At 45.9% G+C, this 20,141-nt stretch carries 16 protein-coding genes and 1 other annotated feature; of the genes, 9 read left to right on the forward strand and 7 right to left on the reverse strand.

What is annotated here, in order from left to right; translation table 11 throughout:
* Positions 1 to 313 precede the first annotated feature (313 nt).
* Positions 314 to 1,105 (forward strand): histidinol-phosphatase HisJ, encoded by a 792-nt coding sequence (hisJ, locus tag V8G47_RS18495; protein WP_336201370.1) that lies wholly within the window; start codon positions 314 to 316, stop codon positions 1,103 to 1,105.
* Between the two features lie 41 nt (positions 1,106 to 1,146).
* Here the strand turns inward: hisJ and refZ are convergent, their stop codons facing one another.
* A complete protein-coding gene (gene refZ / locus V8G47_RS18500) occupies positions 1,147 to 1,800 on the reverse strand; it encodes a forespore capture DNA-binding protein RefZ (protein ID WP_061811109.1) in 654 nt (217 codons plus the stop codon).
* A gap of 280 nt (positions 1,801 to 2,080) precedes the next feature.
* Here refZ and V8G47_RS18505 point away from each other — a divergent pair, with 280 nt between their 5' ends.
* Together V8G47_RS18505 and V8G47_RS18510 are read left to right on the forward strand one after the other, a co-directional pair.
* Complete coding sequence (locus V8G47_RS18505) at positions 2,081 to 2,566, forward strand: GAF domain-containing protein (protein ID WP_336201371.1); 486 nt, start codon at positions 2,081 to 2,083, stop codon at positions 2,564 to 2,566.
* A 200-nt stretch (positions 2,567 to 2,766) separates the two neighbouring features.
* Positions 2,767 to 3,408 carry a phosphatase PAP2 family protein gene (locus V8G47_RS18510; protein ID WP_336201372.1) on the forward strand — a complete coding sequence of 214 codons (642 nt, stop codon included), beginning with the start codon at positions 2,767 to 2,769 and terminating at the stop codon, positions 3,406 to 3,408.
* Between the two features lie 47 nt (positions 3,409 to 3,455).
* Here the strand turns inward: V8G47_RS18510 and megL are convergent, their stop codons facing one another.
* The 3 genes from megL to V8G47_RS18525 form a co-directional block, all read right to left on the reverse strand.
* The gene (gene megL / locus V8G47_RS18515) at positions 3,456 to 4,637 is read right to left on the reverse strand and encodes a methionine gamma-lyase (protein ID WP_336201373.1); all 1,182 of its coding nucleotides are present in this window, start codon (positions 4,635 to 4,637) and stop codon (positions 3,456 to 3,458) included.
* Positions 4,638 to 4,817: 180 nt separating this feature from the next.
* Positions 4,818 to 6,611: a sensor domain-containing diguanylate cyclase gene (locus V8G47_RS18520; RefSeq protein ID WP_336201374.1), complete on the reverse strand. Its 1,794-nt coding sequence runs from the start codon at positions 6,609 to 6,611 to the stop codon at positions 4,818 to 4,820.
* Between the two features lie 62 nt (positions 6,612 to 6,673).
* Entirely contained in the window at positions 6,674 to 7,273 is a 600-nt protein-coding gene (locus tag V8G47_RS18525) for a hypothetical protein (protein ID WP_336201375.1), read from the reverse strand.
* A gap of 336 nt (positions 7,274 to 7,609) precedes the next feature.
* Here V8G47_RS18525 and rpsD point away from each other — a divergent pair, with 336 nt between their 5' ends.
* Positions 7,610 to 8,212: a 30S ribosomal protein S4 gene (gene rpsD / locus V8G47_RS18530; RefSeq protein WP_034765742.1), complete on the forward strand. Its 603-nt coding sequence runs from the start codon at positions 7,610 to 7,612 to the stop codon at positions 8,210 to 8,212.
* 146 nt (positions 8,213 to 8,358) lie between these two features.
* Here the strand turns inward: rpsD and tyrS are convergent, their stop codons facing one another.
* Complete coding sequence (gene tyrS, locus V8G47_RS18535; RefSeq protein WP_336201377.1) at positions 8,359 to 9,621, reverse strand: tyrosine--tRNA ligase; 1,263 nt, start codon at positions 9,619 to 9,621, stop codon at positions 8,359 to 8,361.
* Between the two features lie 54 nt (positions 9,622 to 9,675).
* Positions 9,676 to 9,884, reverse strand: a binding site (T-box leader).
* A 178-nt stretch (positions 9,885 to 10,062) separates the two neighbouring features.
* On the opposite strand from tyrS, the gene V8G47_RS18540 reads away from it, so the two are divergent.
* A complete protein-coding gene (locus tag V8G47_RS18540; RefSeq protein ID WP_336201378.1) occupies positions 10,063 to 13,020 on the forward strand; it encodes a transglycosylase domain-containing protein in 2,958 nt (985 codons plus the stop codon).
* 276 nt (positions 13,021 to 13,296) lie between these two features.
* On the opposite strand, the gene acsA is transcribed toward V8G47_RS18540, so the two are convergent.
* Positions 13,297 to 15,015, reverse strand: coding sequence for an acetate--CoA ligase (acsA, locus tag V8G47_RS18545; RefSeq protein WP_336201379.1), 1,719 nt, complete (start codon positions 15,013 to 15,015; stop codon positions 13,297 to 13,299).
* Positions 15,016 to 15,268: 253 nt separating this feature from the next.
* Between acsA and V8G47_RS18550 the strand changes: the two genes are divergently transcribed.
* The 4 genes from V8G47_RS18550 to V8G47_RS18565 all read left to right on the forward strand — a co-directional run bounded on the left by V8G47_RS18550 (position 15,269) and on the right by V8G47_RS18565 (position 19,058).
* Positions 15,269 to 15,901, forward strand: a complete 633-nt coding sequence (locus V8G47_RS18550) for a GNAT family N-acetyltransferase (protein ID WP_336201380.1) — start codon at positions 15,269 to 15,271, stop codon at positions 15,899 to 15,901.
* Positions 15,902 to 15,927: 26 nt separating this feature from the next.
* Positions 15,928 to 16,575, forward strand: coding sequence for an acetoin utilization AcuB family protein (locus tag V8G47_RS18555; RefSeq protein WP_336201381.1), 648 nt, complete (start codon positions 15,928 to 15,930; stop codon positions 16,573 to 16,575).
* Complete coding sequence (locus V8G47_RS18560) at positions 16,572 to 17,747, forward strand: acetoin utilization protein AcuC (protein ID WP_336201405.1); 1,176 nt, start codon at positions 16,572 to 16,574, stop codon at positions 17,745 to 17,747. The genes V8G47_RS18555 and V8G47_RS18560 overlap by 4 nt, the downstream gene beginning before the upstream one ends.
* A gap of 195 nt (positions 17,748 to 17,942) precedes the next feature.
* A complete protein-coding gene (locus V8G47_RS18565) occupies positions 17,943 to 19,058 on the forward strand; it encodes a hypothetical protein (protein WP_336201383.1) in 1,116 nt (371 codons plus the stop codon).
* Positions 19,059 to 19,119: 61 nt separating this feature from the next.
* Here V8G47_RS18565 and moaA read toward each other — a convergent pair whose 3' ends face one another.
* Positions 19,120 to 20,127, reverse strand: coding sequence for a GTP 3',8-cyclase MoaA (gene moaA, locus V8G47_RS18570; protein ID WP_336201384.1), 1,008 nt, complete (start codon positions 20,125 to 20,127; stop codon positions 19,120 to 19,122).
* Positions 20,128 to 20,141: the final 14 nt, after the last annotated feature.

The following is a 20,141-nucleotide window of genomic DNA, read 5'->3' on the forward strand; positions in this document are numbered from 1 at the left end:
AGGGAGACCCTTCCAGTCTCTTAACGCAACGCGTAAGCATGAATTCCTTTATTTTGAACAAATAAGAAAAAAAGGGAATGCATTTGGCTAATATGATACTTAAAAAATTTTACCGGTTGTAAGCCCTGATATAATAACCTTTCCCGAGGGAGTCGAGCACCTTCCACTCCAATCAACTTATTTAGTTTCAATTTCCCTATCTAATTGGGGCTAATATTCCCATACTGTTTTATTTCACTATCAAATTTACAATATCTCTATCCTATTCAATTTAACAGCACAAATAATTATTATAACAAGGATGTGAGGTCTCATGGTTAAGGTTGATGGGCATGTGCATACGCCGTTTTGTCCGCATGGCAGTGGGGATTCTTTTGAGATGTATGTGGAGAGGGCGATTGGTCTTGATTATAGTGCTATAACGTTTACGGAGCATGCTCCGCTGCCGGCCGGGTTCAGGGATACGACGCCTGATCAGGATAGTGGGATGGATCCGTTACGTGTTCAGGATTATTTTGATGCCCTGGACATCTTGAAGGAGAAATATAGGGACAAGATTACCATCCGCTCCGGGCTCGAGGTGGATTATATTGAAGGGTTTGAGAAAGAGACGAAAGACTTTCTTTCGATCTATGGACCACGGATGGATGACAGCATTCTGTCTGTTCATTTCCTGCATCACCATGGGAAATGGGATTGTCTGGATTTCAGCCCGGATGTGTTCGAATCCATGATCGGTTATTATGGATCGGTTGATGAGATCTATAAGCGTTATTATAAGACGGTCCTTCAATCGATCCGGGCCGACCTGGGCACATACAAACCCAAACGTATCGGTCACATCACCCTCGTTAAGAAATTCCAGAAGCTGTTTCCTGCTTCGCGGTCGTTTTCCGATGAGATTTCCCTCATCCTTCAGGAAATGGCCGGAAAGGATTTGGAGCTTGATTATAACGGTGCGGGATTCGTGAAACCTCATTGCGGGGAATCCTATCCGCCTCAGGATGTCATCAGACAGGCCCGCGCCCTGGGGATCAAAATCGTCTATGGATCTGATGCCCACACGGCTTGCGGCCTTGATCAGGGAAGAGACTTGATGAAATAAAAGGAAAGAACTCTTCTTCAATCGGAGAAGAGTTCTTTCTTTCAAATGATCAGCTCTTTCTTCATGACCTCTTTCGCTTCAGAAACGAGTAAGAGGTCGATCCATTGATCAATGTTTTTATAATATTGATCAATGAAATAGTATTCCTGAGGGAACATCTGCCACACTTCCCTTAGCTGCTGGCTGTGAAGGAACGGCATCGTCAGCATGGACTTGAGCTGGATGACGAGGAAGCTGACGGGCTGCTTTTTCAAGGCATGGTCCTTCATTCCCTGTTCGAATAATCGTTTCATATAATGCCTTTCCTTCATTAAATACGAAGAAATGATTTCCCGGACCACCTGGGAATCGATGGATACTTCCCTCCAGATGAATCGGGATAGTTGATGATTCTCACTTTGGAATTTCAATATTTTATAGACGGCCCGCTTCAGGCACAGATCGGCACTAACATAATTCAGCGCCTCCACCTCTTCCTGAAGGAAACGCAGGTATGGTTCAAAGAAATGGGTGAAGCACGCTTCCAATACTCCCTGCTTGCCTTTGAAGTAATAGGAGATCGTAGCTGGATTCACGTCCGCCCTCTTTGCAATATCCCTTACGGACGTACCATCGAACCCATGATCATAAAACAGATAGACAGCCGCTTTAAAAATGGACTCTTTCGTCGACTTGGAGGTATCTAGTTTTTTCATATTTCCCCTTCTTTCATGTATATTAGGCGAATGAAAAAAACAGTGGCGAGAATCAATGTATAAAAACATTTCAGAAATAAACAAAATCATTGAAGACGATGAAGAAATATGCTAAAAATGGTTCAATAGATGTTTCTATTATAATTTGTTTACACTAAGAATTCGTGTTTTCGTATGGATTTCCTTTAAGTATTTCTCGACAGGATTTGTCGCTTGGAATTCCTGCGGTAACGCTCAGACATGAAATAGCGCAGAATATGTAGAATTGGGGGAGTTTATGATGTTTCAAGTAGAAAAATATCAAGGTACAAAGGAACAGGGCTTTGGTCTTGTCACGAAACAGTTGAAGGCTTTACTGGAAGGTGAACCGAATCAGATTGCGAATTTAAGCAATGCTTCCGCTTTACTTAACCAATTCATGGACCGCATCAACTGGGTTGGCTTTTATTTAGTTGAAGAAGAAAGCAATCAACTGGTACTCGGACCCTTCCAGGGACTGCCTGCGTGTGTAAGGATCCCTTTAGGAAGAGGCGTTTGCGGTACGGCTGCAAGTGAACAGAAGACCTTGCGGATCGAGGATGTCCATCAATTCCCAGGGCACATCGCATGCGACGCTGCCTCCCAATCAGAAATTGTCATCCCTCTCGTCAAAGATGGAAAACTGATCGGAGTCCTCGACATCGACAGCCCTGAAAAAGCACGATTTGACGAAGAAGATCAGAAGTATTTGGAAATCTTCACTGATGAACTTTTAAAACATTTATAATACGGATTGCTTGAATAAGCCCCTGCCGGGAATAGGTCACTTCCGGCAGGTTTTTTTTGTGTTGGAAGAAATTCGGCGACTTGTAAAAAAGTTCACGTTTTCATTTCCTCTTGATAGGGAAAAGAGTACCGAACATGAGAACTTTACATTGTGATATCCCATACAATATCCAGAATGGAGTAAAGCTAAAGAGGTGTAATATGCGAGCTAAGAAAAAAGACTTACCCTATTTATTATGTTTGCTGGTGATGCCGGCATTAGGTTTTATATACACGCTATTAAACACGGATACCCGTGAAGCAGTCATTTTATCTACCAAACTCGATGAATGGATCCCATTCGTTCCGGTTTTCATTGTGCCGTATATATTGTGGTACGCCTTTATTTTAGGATACCTTTTTTACTTCTGGTATAAAGATGTCCCTACATTCCTGAAAACCCTCGGCATCATTGTCATCGGTGAATTGGTTTGTTTTGTGATCTACTTTTACTTTCAAACGACCGTACCCCGTCCGGAACTTACGGGTGATGGATTGTTTATCGACCTGGTCGGGATGATCTACAGTCATGACCAGCCGTACAATGCTTTCCCAAGCATCCATGTTTTAACGACATTTGCCATCATTCTCGGAAATTTCAACATCAAGGATAAACATCTGTTCCACACGGTCTTTGTGCCGGTAATGGGGTCATTGATCATCCTTTCAACTCTTTTTGTAAAACAGCATTTCATCCTCGACATGACCAGCTCGATCTTTCTATCGGTCTTCCTTTATGGGATCATGTTTGAGCTTTATGGAGTCAGCACAAAGAAATCAAAGCAAGCCTATGTGGAAAAATAACAGACAAAAACAGGAAGGAACCGCTGGACGGCTCCTTCCTGTTTTTCTTATGCTTTATCCAATGCCTGAAGTAAATCATCCCAAATATCTTCCGGTGCTTCGAGTCCTACAGAGAGCCTGAGAAGTGAATCATTGATTCCCATGCTCTTTCTCGACTCTTCCGGCACGACGGCATGGGTCATGGTGGCGGGATGCTGGATCAATGTCTCGGCATCACCAAGGCTGACGGCGATTTTGATCATGTCGAGATCATCCATGAACTTCTGCGCTTCCTCCTTGGATCCTTTCAGAGTGAAGGAAATCATTCCACCCGGTTTCTTCATTTGTTTCTTCATGACCCCGTGCTGAGGGTGATTCTCATGACCGGGATAGATGACCGTTTCCACGGCGGGATGCCCGGCTAACAGATCGGCAATCTTTTCAGCACTGTCACAGTGACGGTCCATCCGTACAGCCAGTGTCTTCAACCCTCTCAGCAATAACCATGCATCGAATGGGGAGATGATTCCTCCGATATCCTTTTGGGTCGTCATGCGGATCTCGGCCATTTTCTCCTTTGTACCGACGACAAGGCCGGCAACGACGTCTCCATGTCCGCCAATATATTTCGTTGCACTGTGGATGACAATGTCACACCCAAGCTCAAGCGGACGCTGCAGATACGGTGAACAGAACGTATTATCCACCACGACAGGGATCCCTTTTTCCTGGGCAACCTTCACAACCAGTTCCAGGTCAATGAGCTGCATGGTCGGATTGATCGGGGTTTCCACATAAATGCAGCTGGTGTTTTCCGTGATTTTCCCGCGGATCTCCTCTTCAGAATCCATGGAGGAAAAATCATGTCCGATCGCAAATTTCTCCTGTAGGAGCTCAAGTAAACCGAACGTACAGCCATATACCCCTTGGGAGCATAGGATGTGATCGCCTGATTTTGTCAGGGAAAACAGCACCGCGCTTACGGCCGCCATTCCTGAACCGAAGGCAAGGGCAGCTTCTCCCCCTTCCAACGATGCCATCCGTTCTTCCAAGATCGCCACCGTCGGATTTCCCAGTCTTGAATATATATATCCTTCTTCTTCACCGGCGAATCGATTTTCGCCTTGTTTCGCATTTGCGAAGGTATAAGTAGAAGTTTGGTATAAAGGGGGTGCTAAACTATCAAAATGCTGAGACGATTGATACCCCTCGTGAATCACTCTTGTTTCAAAACGCTTCTCTTCTTTCATCCAGTATTCCTCCCAGTATTCCCTTTAATTCTAAGTAACTACTATTCTAGAATATGATAATTCAGGTGAAAAAGAAAGCGTTTACACTAAAGTGGTAAAGGAAGGGGTGCCTATTTGTGACGTTTTCCAACAAAAAACAGGAGGAACCACTGTCGGCTCTTCCTGTTGGTTTGATATTGTTTACTGACAATCTTTCACGACCTGGTTTTTTCCGTTGTTTTTGGCCAGGTAGAGTGCTTCGTCGGCTCTTTTGACTAGTTCTTTGACGGATTTGGGACAGTGGTCGTCATGTGCTTTCCAGATGGATAATCCGCATGATAGGGTGACGGAAGGTTCGGTTTTCAATGGGACGTCCTTGATGATGCGTTCCGCGATTTCCAGTCCTTCTTCACGACCTGAGGAAGGCAGGTAGACGGCCAGTTCTTCCCCTCCCCATCTTGCGACGAATCCATGATGGCTCACGATTCCCTTGATGAGATTCGACACTTCTATGATGACTTCATCCCCGATTTGATGACCGTAGTTGTCGTTGATGGATTTGAAGTCATCGATATCGATCAGGAGCAGCGTACCCAGATCATCCTTATTCATGGAGGATTCCATTTCATCATCCAAATAATTCCGTGCGAACAGCTTAGTCATGTGATCGGTGATGACCATATGCTCCAATTTTTCACGGAGGGTGGCATTGGTGATGGCCAGGGTGGAATGATGGATGAACGACTGCAGCAGCTTGTACATATCAAACGAAAACATATATGGTTCCTTATGTAACACCACACAGAATCCGATCAGTGCTTCATTTTGAACCATGGGAGCAGCCATGATCGAGGGAAAGGCGCCCGCCCCTTCAAATCGATCGCTGACATCCCCTAAAAAGATGGAGTCCTTCTCTTCTTCAATACGCTTCTTAACGTACGAAATATAACTCCTGCCGATCTCTTCAGAAAAGACAGGGGAGCTTTCCTCCAGAATGGTATACTCCCCTTTTTGAAGGAGGACGAACCCGATGGCCGATGCCTGAAAAGAGCGCTTGATCTGTTTCTTTAAAAACAGGACCGTTTCAGATAAACGCAAATTCAAGTTTAATTGATGGGACGTTTCATTGATGAGCTGAAGGTCGGTAATGAGCCTCTTCGACTGTTCATAAAGCTTGGCGTTCTCCAGGGCACTCCCCGCTGTATAGGCTAAGAGGCGGATGAACTCGATTTTCTGATCCGTAAAATCACGGGAAACTGATTTCACCTCAAGGACCCCGTAGATCCCCTGCTTCCCTTTTAAGGGGGCGTAGAGGATATCTTCTTCCCCGGACTCAATGCTTCCGTTCACAAATGCCTGCATGGCCGATTCATTGGCACGTTCAAAATCGAAATTCTTAATGGGCAGTTCGCCGAAGTCATACCGGTCATTGGACAATAACAAACGGAATTCATCAATCGGGAATACCTGCTTCAACGTCTCGATGATCTGTACGAGGAGTGTATGAACGTCCCTCGTTGAATGGAAGATCTCTGTCACTTTGAATAATTCCCTATATCTTCTCTCGTCTTCAAGGACGGTCTGGATGCTGCCTGTATGCTGTAAAAACTGATTGCTTGCCATCCAAAAGGAATGGAGCCAGCTTTCATCGGCCCAGCCTTTCGAATCCCCCGTCTTCACTTGGAGGATCGCCAAAGGACTTCCATCAGTCTTCGTAAAGTGAAACTTAATGGAAGAAAGGTCTTCTTTTTCTATTAAGATAGGACTGAGGATATACTCCTCTGTCGCTTCAGCAAGTGTGAGGGGAACACCACCATTATGATGGGGTTGATACAGGAAATAGGTAGAATCGGTATAAAAATATAAAAATGCCTGATCGATTTCCAGGCAATCCTTTACAACCGTCAGCCACTTTTGCAATTGAACAGAATGATCTGCCCCTGCTGACATTTCTTCATAGATTAAATCGAATAGCTTTGACTTATATTCATGCAAAGCATGTTGAATAACGTACATTTTTCTCACCCACACCTGAAAGGTTTGTGAAACGAATTACCTCACCGGCTCCTGGCCAGCACCATATCCTTTTGAAAGACAACCAGCCATACTGAATCGTCTCCGGATAAGGAATGGATTTCTTTCGGTTCCCCGCTTTTATCTGTAAGATCCAGCTGGACATCACGAGATCCCCGGGAAATGCTGATCAATCCGGTGTCTTTTTGAATTTGAAAGGCCTCTCCGCTTGACGTGACGGTAGAAGGATCACTTTCCCGCTCCTGCAATACCTCTAACCCTTCGGAAAACAGTATCCATTTCTTCTCTTCCATTTGGACCCAGATCCCATTATGTTCCTTTGTAACACGAAGCGTTTTCACTGGTTTGTGTAACGACACACTATGTAATACCTTAAAGTAATATTGGTTTTTTTGATCAATTTCATATATGACAAGGACCGGCTGCTCTTCTAGCATCTTTGCCACTGCGATGACCGGGTTGCGACTTTCGTCTCCCCTGGACAATACTTCGGCATGGATGGATGGTTTGATCTCCTCGACTTTATCCGATGAGGAGGAATAAAGGAAACCTCCCAATACGACCAGCAGACAGATACCGATCAATAGAAACCGAAGAAACTTCTCTCTCTTTGATTCCTGCAAATAGGCTCACCTTTTTAACATAATTTTCAACTTTTATTATATCACAACAAATGACTTATGAACTATTTTGTTTGTGCAATCCAAATCGCTCTTTTCATGAATCTATAAAATACTTCCTTGACTTCTAATCTCTCGCATCATATAATATTCTTTGTGTAAAATAATGCAGCTTCAGTGAAGTCCTTTATGCTCGTATTTTGTTCCTCTGTGTTGAGGTGTATCTTGTAACCCTCTGCTGCTAGGGCGAAGGTACATGAAAACAAAATGCACATAATTGTTTATTCACAGGTGTTTTTATTTTACAACAAAATAAAAACAATAAAGGAGGAGTCATTCATGGCTCGATATACTGGCCCAAGCTGGAAATTATCTCGTCGTCTTGGAATCTCTCTAAGCGGAACGGGTAAAGAATTAGAAAAGCGTCCTTACGCTCCTGGACAACATGGTCCTAACCAACGTAAAAAAATCTCTGAGTACGGTTTACAACTTCAAGAGAAGCAAAAACTTCGTCACATGTACGGAGTAACTGAGCGTCAATTCCGTAACCTATTTGACCAAGCTGGCAAATTACAAGGTAAACACGGTGAAAACTTCATGGCGCTACTTGAGTGCCGCCTGGATAACGTTGTTTATCGTTTAGGTCTTGCTCGTACTCGCCGTCAAGCACGTCAACTTGTTAACCACGGTCACGTTACAGTGAACGGATCTCGCGTAGACATCCCTTCATTCCGCGTTCTTCCTGGTCAAACAATCTCAGTTCGTGAAAAATCACGTAACCTTGACATCATCAAAGAAGCGATGGAAGTGAACAGCTTTGTTCCTGAATTCCTAACTTTCGATGCTGACAAATTAGAAGGTACATTCACACGCGTTCCTGAACGTTCTGAATTACCGGCTGAAATTAACGAAGCTCTTATCGTTGAGTTCTACTCTCGTTAATCTTTGTACGAAAACACTGTCCACTATGTGGGCAGTGTTTTTTTGTATGTTAAAAACTTGAGAGATATTCGTTTTCAACTAAAAAAGCACGGCACCCGCTCCAAAATAAGAGAAACGGATACCGCGCTGATAGATTCTATATTCTATTATACGTACTGAACTCTGAAATATTTCTTTTTTCCTCGGCGGATGATCGTAAATTGTCCTTCGATCTTGTCCCCTTCGCCCATCACATGCTGAAGATCCGTGATACGCTCACCGTTGATGTAGATCGCACCGTTTCCGACGTCTTCACGTGCCTGACGCTTGGAAGGTGAGATTTTCGCATTGACGAGGAGATCGATCAATCCGATTTCTTCTCCTTTTGCCTGTTCGAAAGAAGGAACATCTTTGAATCCTTCCAGTACTTCAGAAGCTGATAATGACTTGATGTCACCACTGAATAACGCTTGAGTGATACGGATCGCCTGATCAAGGGCTTCTTCTCCGTGGATCAGCTTCGTCATTTCTTCCGCAAGCGTCTTTTGTGCTTTGCGAAGATGAGGTTCTGTTTCAACGGAAGCAGCAAGAGCCTCGATTTCTTCATGAGAAAGGAAGGTGAAGTATTTCAAGTATTTCACGACATCCGCATCGGCTGCGTTGATCCAGAACTGGTAGAACTCGTAAGGAGACGTCTTCTTCGGATCGAGCCATACCGCCCCGCTTTCCGTTTTACCGAATTTCGTTCCGTCCGCTTTCGTGACAAGTGGAATCGTGAAACCGAATGCCTTCGTTTCCTCTTCATGCGTACGTCTGATCAATTCAAGGCCGGTCGTGATATTCCCCCACTGATCGCTTCCACCGATCTGCAGCTTACAATTGTAGTTGTCGTATAGATGATTGAAATCCATCGCCTGCAGTATCGTATACGTAAATTCAGTGAATGAAATACCCGATTCCAGACGGGACGAGATCGTATCTTTCGCCAGCATGTAATTCACACCAACATGCTTTCCGAAATCACGAAGGAATGTGACAACGTCCATCGCTCCGATCCAGTCATAGTTATTCACCATCACGGCCCCGTTTTCCCCGTCGAAGTCAAAAATGCTTTGAAGCTGTCCTTTAATGCTCTCTACATTTCCCTGGATCGCTTCAACCGTCTGCAGTTTACGCTCTTCGTTTTTACCGCTCGGGTCACCGATCAAACCTGTTGCCCCTCCAACCAGTACAAGTGGACGATGCCCTTGATTCTGGAATCTGCGAAGCGTCAGGAATGGAAGCAGATGCCCGATATGCATACTGTCCGCTGTCGGATCGATCCCGCAATATATGGAAATGCTTTCTTTATTCAATAAGTCCTTCAAGCCTTCAGCATCTGTTTGCTGATACGTGATCCCACGCCATTCCAAGTCTTTTAATAAATCCATCTCTCTTCCTCCTTTTAATTCAACGTGCAAACAACAAAAAAGTCCCTGCATATATGCAGGGACGCTGTCGCGCGGTACCACCCAAATTAAGGAATAACATCCTTCACTCATAGAGATAACGGCTCTCACCGTTTGCCGCTACTGAGGTTCACGGCAAAAGCTCCAGGATGTAATTCATCGGCCATTTGTGTCAGTTCACAGCACCCACTGACTCTCTTTTTTAACAGGGAAGGCAGACTACTTATTCCTCTCATTGCATGTCTATTTTTTACAGAAATCCATTCAAATGATGGTTTATCATTACGATCACTATATTAGGTTTTTACCACATTCCAAAATAATAGTCAACTAAAGGCATGATAATAGTCCATTTTATTTGACTTTTTACGACAGCCTTCCTGTAATTATGCTATAATGGGAATGTTCTGGGGGGAATGATATATGAAGGAAAAATGGAACATTTTACGTGAAAAATTAGACCCTGCAATCAGGTTCTTTTCAAATACTAGACTACAAAAACGAGCAAGAATTACATACGGTGTATTCTGGAACCTGTCTTTGATCCTGATCGTCCTCTTTGTATTGGGATTCGCATTTGCAGGAGGAGTCGGAGCGGGTTATTTCGCCTCACTCGTCAAGGAAGAACCGATCCGTCCTTATGACCAAATGAAAAAGGACATCTACAACTACGAAGAAACCTCTCGACTTTACTTCGCCGATGATGTCTATCTCGGGAAACTCCGGACCGACCTGGAACGGGAAGAAGTGGAGCTTAAAGATATTTCGAAAGATCTGCAGCATGCCGTCATTGCCACGGAAGATGAGTACTTCAACGAACATAACGGTGTCGTGCCGAAAGCCATCATGCGCGCCGTCCTGCAGGAGTTCACGAATTCCGCTACCCAATCGGGCGGGAGTACACTCACTCAACAGCTGATCAAAAATCAGATCCTCACGAATGAAGTGTCATTTGAAAGAAAAGCGAAAGAAATCCTTCTCGCTCTTCGCCTGGAAAGATTCTTTGATAAAGATGAGATATTGGAAGCGTATCTGAATGTAGCGACTCTTGGACGGAATTCTTCCGGTCAAAACATCGCGGGTGTCCAATCGGCGGCCAAAGGGATTTTCGGAGTGGATGCAAAGGATTTGTCCCTGCCACAGTCAGCCTTCATCGCAGGACTTCCACAGGCTCCCTTCTCTTACACGCCATTCAAGAATAATGGGGAAATCAAAGAGAATCTTGATGCGGGGATGAGCCGGAAAAACACGGTCCTCTACCGGATGCACCGGGAAGGATACATCACGAAAAAGCAATATGACGATGCCGTTGCCTATGACATCTCAAAGGATTTCGTGAAACCAAAGCCATCACCTCGGGAGCAATACCCATGGCTCACTGCCGAACTTGAGAGCAGGGCAGTGGAAATCATGAAAAATGTGCTTGCCAAGAAAGACGGATATTCTGAACAGGATCTCGAAAATAATGATGAACTTGAAGACAAGTACCAGACGCTTGCTGACCGCAATGTACGTCAAAGCGGGTATGAAATTCATTCGACCATCAACAAGAAGATCTATGATCAAATGCAAAAAACAAAGGATGCGTATGAGATGTACGGTCCTACCAAAACCAGAACGGTAAAAGACCCTGACACAGGGAAAGAAGTAGAAATCGAAGAGCCGGTTCAGGTCGGCGCCGTTATGATCGAGAACAAAACGGGCCGCATCATCAGCTTCATCGGCGGCCGGGATTTCAAATTGGAACAAATCAACCATGCCACTCAATCACACAGATCAAACGGATCTACCATGAAGCCTTTGCTCGCTTACGCACCTGCCCTGGAATACGGGTACATCTCACCGGGATCACCGATTCCTGATGTAGGCGTCAACATCAATGGCTGGGAACCGGAAAACTATTCGTTCAGGGAGCGCGGGCTTTTCCCTGCAAGGTTCGCCCTGGCAGAATCATTGAATCTTCCAGCGGTCAGAACGTATGCGAATATTTACAACCGGAATCCATTTAAAGAGTTTCTGTTGAAAATGGGCTTCGACTCCCTTTCAAGCAGATATGACAACAACCTGTCCCTTACTCTGGGGGCAACGACTACGGGTGTCACGGTCGAAGAAAACGTAAATGCCTACACCACCTTTGCCAATGGAGGAAAATTCATCGATGCCTTCATGATTGACAAGATCGTCGACAAGGATGGTACGGTCGTCTTTGAACATAAGACAGACCCTGTGGATGTCTTCAGTCCGCAAACAGCCTATTTAACGATTGATATGATGAGAGATACCCTGGATCATAACCTCGGTACCGGGCGCTATGCGAAGACCTTCCTGAACTTTGCTTCAGACTGGGCCGGGAAATCCGGAACGAGTCAGGATTACAAAGATCACTGGTTTGTGGCAACGAATCCGAGCATCACCTTCGGAACCTGGTTCGGTTATGATACCCCATCTTCATTGAATACAGCTGCATCCCAGGCAAGATACGGACATTACGGCTTGCGTAACATCCGCTTATGGTCGTATCTACTGAATGATGTCAGGGACCTTGCTCCCGATCTGATCGACCCTGATGCATCGTTCCAACAGCCGGAAGGGATCGTCAGAAGATCCTTCTGCTCCATCTCGGGACTGCTTCCATCCGAAGCATGCAGCCAGGCGGGACTTGTTAAAAGTGATTTATTCAATGCAAAATACGTTCCTACCAAAACGGATGACAGCTTGCTTATGAGCCGTTACGTCATGGTGAACGGAAAGAAATACCTGGCATTGCCGAATACTCCGGCAGAGTTTTCACAGCCTGGTGTCATCCTGAACCCTGACTTTGTGAAAAACATCTTCGGTGCAGTGCCTGGAGATCCGGACAAACTGATTCCGGATGGGGACGAACGATTTAAAAATGTCCTCATCGCGGAGAACAAGATTTCCGATGACGGGTCAGCTCCCGGAACGGTCAAAGCAAGTGGAAACGGGAACAAAATCACTTGGACACCATCCGCAAGCGGCGACGTCGTCGGATACAGAGTATACCGGACATCCGGCGGAAAAGTCGGAAGCGTCAAGTCCGGATCAAGTTTAGCAGTATCCGTTGGAAACGGTGATTTCTACGTGGTTGCCGTCGATGTAGCCGGCAAAGAATCTGCCCGTTCCAACACGGTCCAGATCGGACAACCGGCACCAAAACCGGATCCCAAACCTGAAAAACCGGGTACAGATCCGAAACCACCTGGTGATAAACCAGCCGATCCACCGCCAAAACCCGATAAACCGGACAAGCCTGAGCCACCGCCTCCTGCAGATGACGGCGGCGGCAATGGAGACGGCGGTGGTGACGGAGGCGGAACCGAACCACCTACAGAACCGGATCCACCACCAGCAGAGAACTGATGATTGATTGAAAAGAGGGAAACGTCGTTGTGACGTCTCCCTCTTTTTTGTTTCGTGATGAAGGGCAGATGTCTTGATTCGTGCCATTTTGGGGAAATATCTGCCGGATTATTGGGTTATCTGCCATATTTCAAGTTTATCTGCCATTCTGCATAAAACGACAAATTCCGCCACATCTGTTGACTACGCCACACCTAAATACTTCACCACACCTAAATACTCCCCCCACAAAAAAATCCCCACTCATTAAGAGCGGGGGTCCATCCAACACATCTATCAGTCTTCCATTGTACTTAAATCACCTGTCGGCAAGTCTAATTCCCATGCCTTCAATACGCGGCGCATGATTTTTCCGCTTCGCGTCTTCGGTAGCTTGTCGCGGAATTCGATTTCCCTCGGTGCCGCGTGGGCAGCGAGTCCTTTTTTCACGAACTGGCGGATCTCTTCCTTCAACTCGTCTGTCACTTCGTATCCGTCACGAAGGGCGATGAATGCTTTGATGACTTCACCGCGGACAGGATCGGGCTTCCCGATCACCCCTGCTTCTGCGACAGCCGGATGTTCAACGAGCTTGCTTTCCACCTCGAAAGGACCTACCCTTTCTCCTGAAGTCATGATGACATCATCGATCCGGCCCTGGAACCAGAAATATCCGTCTTCATCCATATAAGCAGAATCCCCTGATACATACCAATCGCCAGGCATGAAATAAGATTCATACTTCTGCGGGTTGTTCCAGATCTGATTCATCATGGATGGCCAGCCTTTTTTGATGGCCAGGTTCCCCATCCGGTAAGGTGGTACTTCATTTCCTTGATCATCGACGATCGCGGCTTGGATACCAGGGAATGGTTTTCCCATGGAGCCCGGTTTGATTTCAAGGCTTGGGTAGTTACAGATCAGCTGAGCACCTGTTTCCGTCATCCACCACGTATCATGGATGCGCAGGTTGAATACTTTCATTCCCCAACGGACAACCTCGGGATTTAACGGTTCCCCGACGCTCAGGATATGACGAAGGGAGCTCAGGTCGAATTGCTTCACGACTTCATCCCCTGCACCCATCAGCATCCGGAAGGCAGTCGGTGCACTGTACCAGACCGTCACACCGTAATCTTCAATCGTTTTATACCAGTTCTCCGGCTTGAATCGTCCCCCGACAATGACATTGGAGGCGCCCGTCAGCCACGGACCGAAGATTCCATATGAAGTTCCTGTGACCCAGCCCGGATCCGCTGTGCACCAATACACATCTTCCTCTTGAAGGTCCAACACCCATTTGGATGTTTGATAATGCTGGATCATTGCGTTATGGACGTGAAGGACCCCTTTAGGTTTCCCGGTGGAACCTGACGTATAGTGAAGGATCAGCCCATCGTTCCGGTCCACCCATTCCACTTCAAGCTTATCGCTCGCTTCAGCGAATTTCGCCATGAAGTCCACATGCACATCATCTTCCTCCACACCGTCCCCAACCAGGAAGACATGCTTCAGATTCGGCAGTTCACTTACAGGAACCCTTTTCAAGAGCTCGGGAGTGGTGATGAGAACCTTTGCTTCACTATCCTCCAGGCGATCCCGGACAGCTCCCTCCATGAATGCTTCAAACAGCGGTCCCACGATGGCTCCGAGTTTGATCGCACCGAGGACGGAGAAATACAATTCCGGTGATCTTGGCATGAAGATGAAGACACGGTCTCCTTTTTCAACATCCCCAAACCGCTTCAATACATTTCCTGCTTTGTTCGACATCTTCTTCATATCAGAGTACGTATATTTTTCATCACGTTCTGCATCTCGGTAATAAAGAGCAACCTTATTCTTCCTGAATGACACTGCATGCCGGTCAATCGCTTCGTGCGCAAGATTGACGCGACCTGTTTCCGCCCATGAAAATTCCTTTTCGACCTCTTTCCAATCGAATGAATCATACGTATTTTCATAGTTTTCAAGATTATAGTTTCCCTTCGTCACTGGTAGCGCTTCCACTTTCATATACCGTATCCCCCTTATGTAAGAAATTACAATCTTATTATAGTATAAAACGAATATTTTCTCAATTTTTTAAAAAATCTGCCATGGAGTATCTCTATTGGATTCTGATACAATACCCTCCCAAAACCTTGTCATTAATAGGTATTTCAGAATAACAATCCTATTCTAAACGTCTGAATTTTTTGTGAAAGCGCTCTCTCATTTTTAATTTCATGTATAATGGAAGGGAGGAATATCTTTAGGTGGTGTCCAGATGAAATTGAAAAAAACCTATAATGCAACAGAGTTAAAGACAACCAAAGGAAATATCATTATTGAAGGTCCGATTTCGGCAGAGGAGTTATCACGCCTTGATTTCCATGAGGACCTGGTCGCTTTCAGACCCCCGGCCCAGCAGCATAAAGCCCTTATCGGGATCGCCGGTTTACCGGAAGGGCGCATCTTGATTGCAAGGGATAATCATACCATTGTCGGGTACGTTACATACTTATACCCTGATCCCCTTGAACGGTGGTCACAGGGGAAGATGAAGAATCTGATCGAGCTTGGGGCCATCGAGGTCATCCCGAAATTCCGCGGGGCGGCCGTCGGGAAGAATTTATTGAAAGTATCCATGATGGATGATCATATGGAAGACTACATCGTCATTACGACAGAATACTATTGGCATTGGGACCTTAAAGGGACGGGCCTTAATGTATGGGAATACCGGAAAGTGATGGAGAAAATGATGAACGCCGGCGGATTGGAATATTACGCAACGGATGATCCTGAAATCAGTTCCCATCCGGCCAACTGCTTAATGGCGAGAATCGGTAAACGGGTGGATTCAGATTCCATTCAGCAATTTGACCAGCTTCGATTCATGAATCGTTTTATGTATTAGCGTTGTTTCTAAAAGGGGTGGAGAGCGTGATTGTAGAAGAGATAATGAAAACGAAAATCGAAACATTGAAAGCCGACGATACGATTGAATCGGCCATAAACTTAATGAGGGAAAAGAAAATCAAACATATCCCGATCACGAATGACGAAATGGAAGTCGTCGGCATCGTAAGCGACCGGGACGTGAAGGATGGTACACCTTCCATCTTCCATGATGGATCCGTTACGTCCGAGCTGCAGAAGCCTCTTAAATACATCATGAAGACCGACGTGATCACGGGGCATCCACTGGATTTCGTGGAGGAAGTCGCTGCCCTCTTTTATGAGCATCATATCAGCTGCCTTCCAATCCTAAAGGAAAAGAAAATCGTGGGGATCATTACAGAAACCGATCTGCTGTATACCCTCATTCAATTGACCGGTGCACATCAGCCCGGATCTCAGATCGAAGTGAAGGTCCCTCATAAAGCAGGTATCCTCTATGAAGTGGCCGGCATCATCAGACGGCATAATTCCAATATCCATAGTGTCCTTGTCTATCCGGATAAAAAGGACGAATCCTTTAAAATCCTTGTATTCCGGGTACGGACGATGAACCCGATGAACGTGATCAGCGATCTTAAGAAAGAAGGATATGACGTGTTATGGCCAAACATGCCGGGAATCTCATCATGACAAAGGATGCTGTCTTCATTTATTCAGATGAACTGCTGGGGTACCGGTTCTCTGATGAGCATCCCTTCAATCAGACCCGGATCACCCTGACGATGGACCTCTTAAAGGAAGTAAAGGCTCTTCAACCGGATGACATAGTCCCTCCGCGGATGGCTACTGATGAAGAGTTGTTCCTTAATCATGATCCCAACTATGTAAACGCTGTCAGACAAGCGAGTAATGGCCAGCTTTCTCAAGATCAGGCAGAAGGGTTCGGAATCGGTACAGAAGATACTCCAATGTTTCAAGGTATGCATGAAGCAAGTGCGTATTTAGTGGGCGGCACGCTGACGGCCGTTGACTATGTCATGACCGGTAAAGCGAAGCATGCCCTTCACTTGGGGGGCGGATTGCATCACGGGTTCAAGGGTAAGGCTTCTGGATTCTGCATTTATAATGACAGTTCCGTGGCGATCCGTTATTTACAGGAAAAATACGGGGCAAGGGTCTTGTACGTCGATACCGACGCCCATCATGGGGATGGGGTCCAGTGGTCATTTTACGATGATCCGGATGTTTGCACCCTGTCGATTCACGAGACAGGCCGGTATCTCTTCCCGGGAACGGGCAATATCAATGAGCGCGGTCACGGAAAAGGATATGGATATTCATTCAATATCCCCCTCGATGCCTTCACGGAAGATGAATCATGGCTCGAGGCCTATGAGACGTCCTTCCGGGAAGTCATTGAATTCTTCAAACCGGACGTGATTCTCACCCAAAACGGGGCGGATGCCCATTACTATGATCCCCTCACCCATCTTTCGGCAACCATGAACATCTATCGGGAAATCCCCCGCATCGCCCATGATCTTGCCCACGAGTATTGCGATGGGAAATGGATTGCCGTCGGCGGCGGCGGCTATGATATTTGGAGGGTCGTACCCCGTGCCTGGAGCATGATCTGGATGGAGATGACGGGGCAGATGGATCTTGCCTCCTCTTTTCCATCCAAATGGGTCGAACGCTGGAAAGGCAAAGCAGGCGTCACGTTACCGACAGAATGGACAGATGCACCCGATATTTATAAGCCGATACCGAGAAAAGGGGAAATCACGGAGAAGAACAAACAAACCGTTGAAAAAGCCCTTTATTCCATACGGCAGCAACTGAAACAGAAACCATCGATATAATGCAAGACTAACAAATATACAGTTGAGATGATAGAATGATAGAATGATAGAACAAGTGCCGAGCCCCAAATCATTTGCCAGGGTTTGGCGCTTTTCTTATTAAATGTTTCTATCAATTTGTTTACATAGCTTTCTTGTAAAGGAAAATGTGTTAAACTCCTCCATAATCTTCTAAGAAAAAGGATGTGTGAGGCAATGAATAAATATTTGCCGCTAATGTTAACCGTAACACTTGCACTGGGAGCCTGTTCCTCCCCCACTGCAACAAAAGAAAATGAAAAGAAAGAAGCCACTTCGGAACAGGATAAATCCAAGGCAGAAAAGAAACCGAAAGATGACAAGGTGGCAGAAAAGAAGGAAGAGAGTCAGCCACCTTTCAAACCGCTGGAACCGGCTAAGGATGCAGTGTCCCTGAAAGAAAGCCTCGCTGAAGAAACACCGGCCGAAGAAACAGAGACCGATCAGGAGGGGAAAAAGGAAAAACCTCAGCGTACGGTGCCTTTAGGTGAGACCCTTGCAAACGGGGTGGAAGACCCATCGGACGGACCGTTGAAGAACCATCGTCTCGTGACCTACTATGGAACGCCTGCATCCAAACACATGGGGATCCTCGGAAAATACGAACCAGAAGAATACATAAAGAAACTGAAAGAACAAACCCAGGTCTATTCCAATCTCGACCCGGATCGTCCCGCGGTCCCGACGATTGAATTGATTACCACCATGGCCCAGAGTGCTCCCGGTCCAGACGGGGATTATGTGCAGATGACGTCTGAGGAAAATATCGAAACGTATGTAAAGCTCGCCGAGAAGCATGATGCTCTCGTATTGCTTGATATTCAACTCGGAACGGATACGGTGATGAATCAGGTGAAGATGGTTGAAAAGTGGCTTAAGCGCCCGAACGTCCACCTCGCCATCGATACGGAATTCCATGTAGCCGAAGGGGAAAAGCCCGGAGAGGATCTCGGTGAAGTCGATGGCCGCGAAATCCAGGAGGCCATCGAGTATATATCAGCGATGGCGGAAAAGAATAATCTGCCGGATAAACTGGTCCTTATCCACCAATTCACAGGTCCCGTACTGACGAATAAAGATGCGATCAAACCGACTGAAAACGTCGAAGTCGCCATCAACTTCGATGGCTGGGGAGCAGCGGCGGATAAGAAGGCCTTGTATGGCAGATACGTCCGGAATGAACCAATCCAGTATGGCGCCTTCAAAGTCTTCTATGAGAAGGATTTCCCTGTCCTGACACCCGAAGAGGTGCTGAAGATGGATCCGAGCCCGGCAGTCGTCAACTATCAGTAATCACGTCGCTCCGAACAAAAAGCAAGGATTTCTCTTTGATGAGCAATCCTTGCTTTTTCATTTATCCTCCAATATAGGACATCTCAATTTTCCGGGATGCCTGGCTTTCTTCCGTTCTTATTTCAGAATAACGATCATCACGTTTTTCCCATACGCTTCTAATCGCTTCCTTCAGTTCATCATCAGAGGCATTGCCCCGTATCATGGCCTTCAAGTCGAATCCACTTTGGGCAAATAGACAAGTGAACAGCTTTCCATCTGTAGATACCCGTGCCCGATTGCAGCTGGTACAAAAACTTTCCGTCACGGAGGAAATGAATCCTACCTCCGTATTGGTCCCGCTGAACCGATACCTTTTAGCCACCTCTCCAACGTAACCGGGCTCGACGGGTTCCAACGGATAATGACTGTTTATGATATCATGGATTTCCTTCTTGCTGATGACATCTTTATAATTCCAGCCATTTGTAGTTCCGACATCCATAAACTCGATGAACCTGAGAGTGATCCCCTCTTGTTTGAAATAGTGGACCATCGGCATGATCTCATTGTCGCTAAGACCTTTTTTCACTACCATATTCACTTTCACTTCAAGGCCTTCCCCTTGTGCGGCGCGAATTCCATCTAATACAGGCTTCACTCCCCTGCCCACATCATTGATCTTCATAAATACCTCATCATTCAAGGAATCCAGACTTACGTTCACTCTTGTAAGGCCTGCTTGTTTCAATGCCTTTGCATACTTCGGCAGGAATACTCCGTTTGTCGTTAAGGCAATATCCTTAATCCCAGACACTTTATATAAGCTTTCAATCAGGACCGGCAGATTTCTTCTAAGCAGGGGTTCTCCCCCCGTGAGCCTGATTTTTTCCACACCGAACTCAGAAAAAATGGCGGCTAAACGAGTGATTTCCTCAAATGAAAGAATCTCTTCTCTTTCTAAAAAGGGATAATCTGCACCAAAAATTTCTTTCGGCATGCAATACCTGCACCGGAAATTACATCGATCCGTTACAGAAATCCTCAAATCACGAAGGGTTCGGGTTCTCTTGTCTATGATATGCTCCATGCAGGGCTCACTCC

Source organism: Rossellomorea sp. LJF3, assembly GCF_037046045.1.
Taxonomy (GTDB): domain Bacteria; phylum Bacillota; class Bacilli; order Bacillales; family Bacillaceae_B; genus Rossellomorea.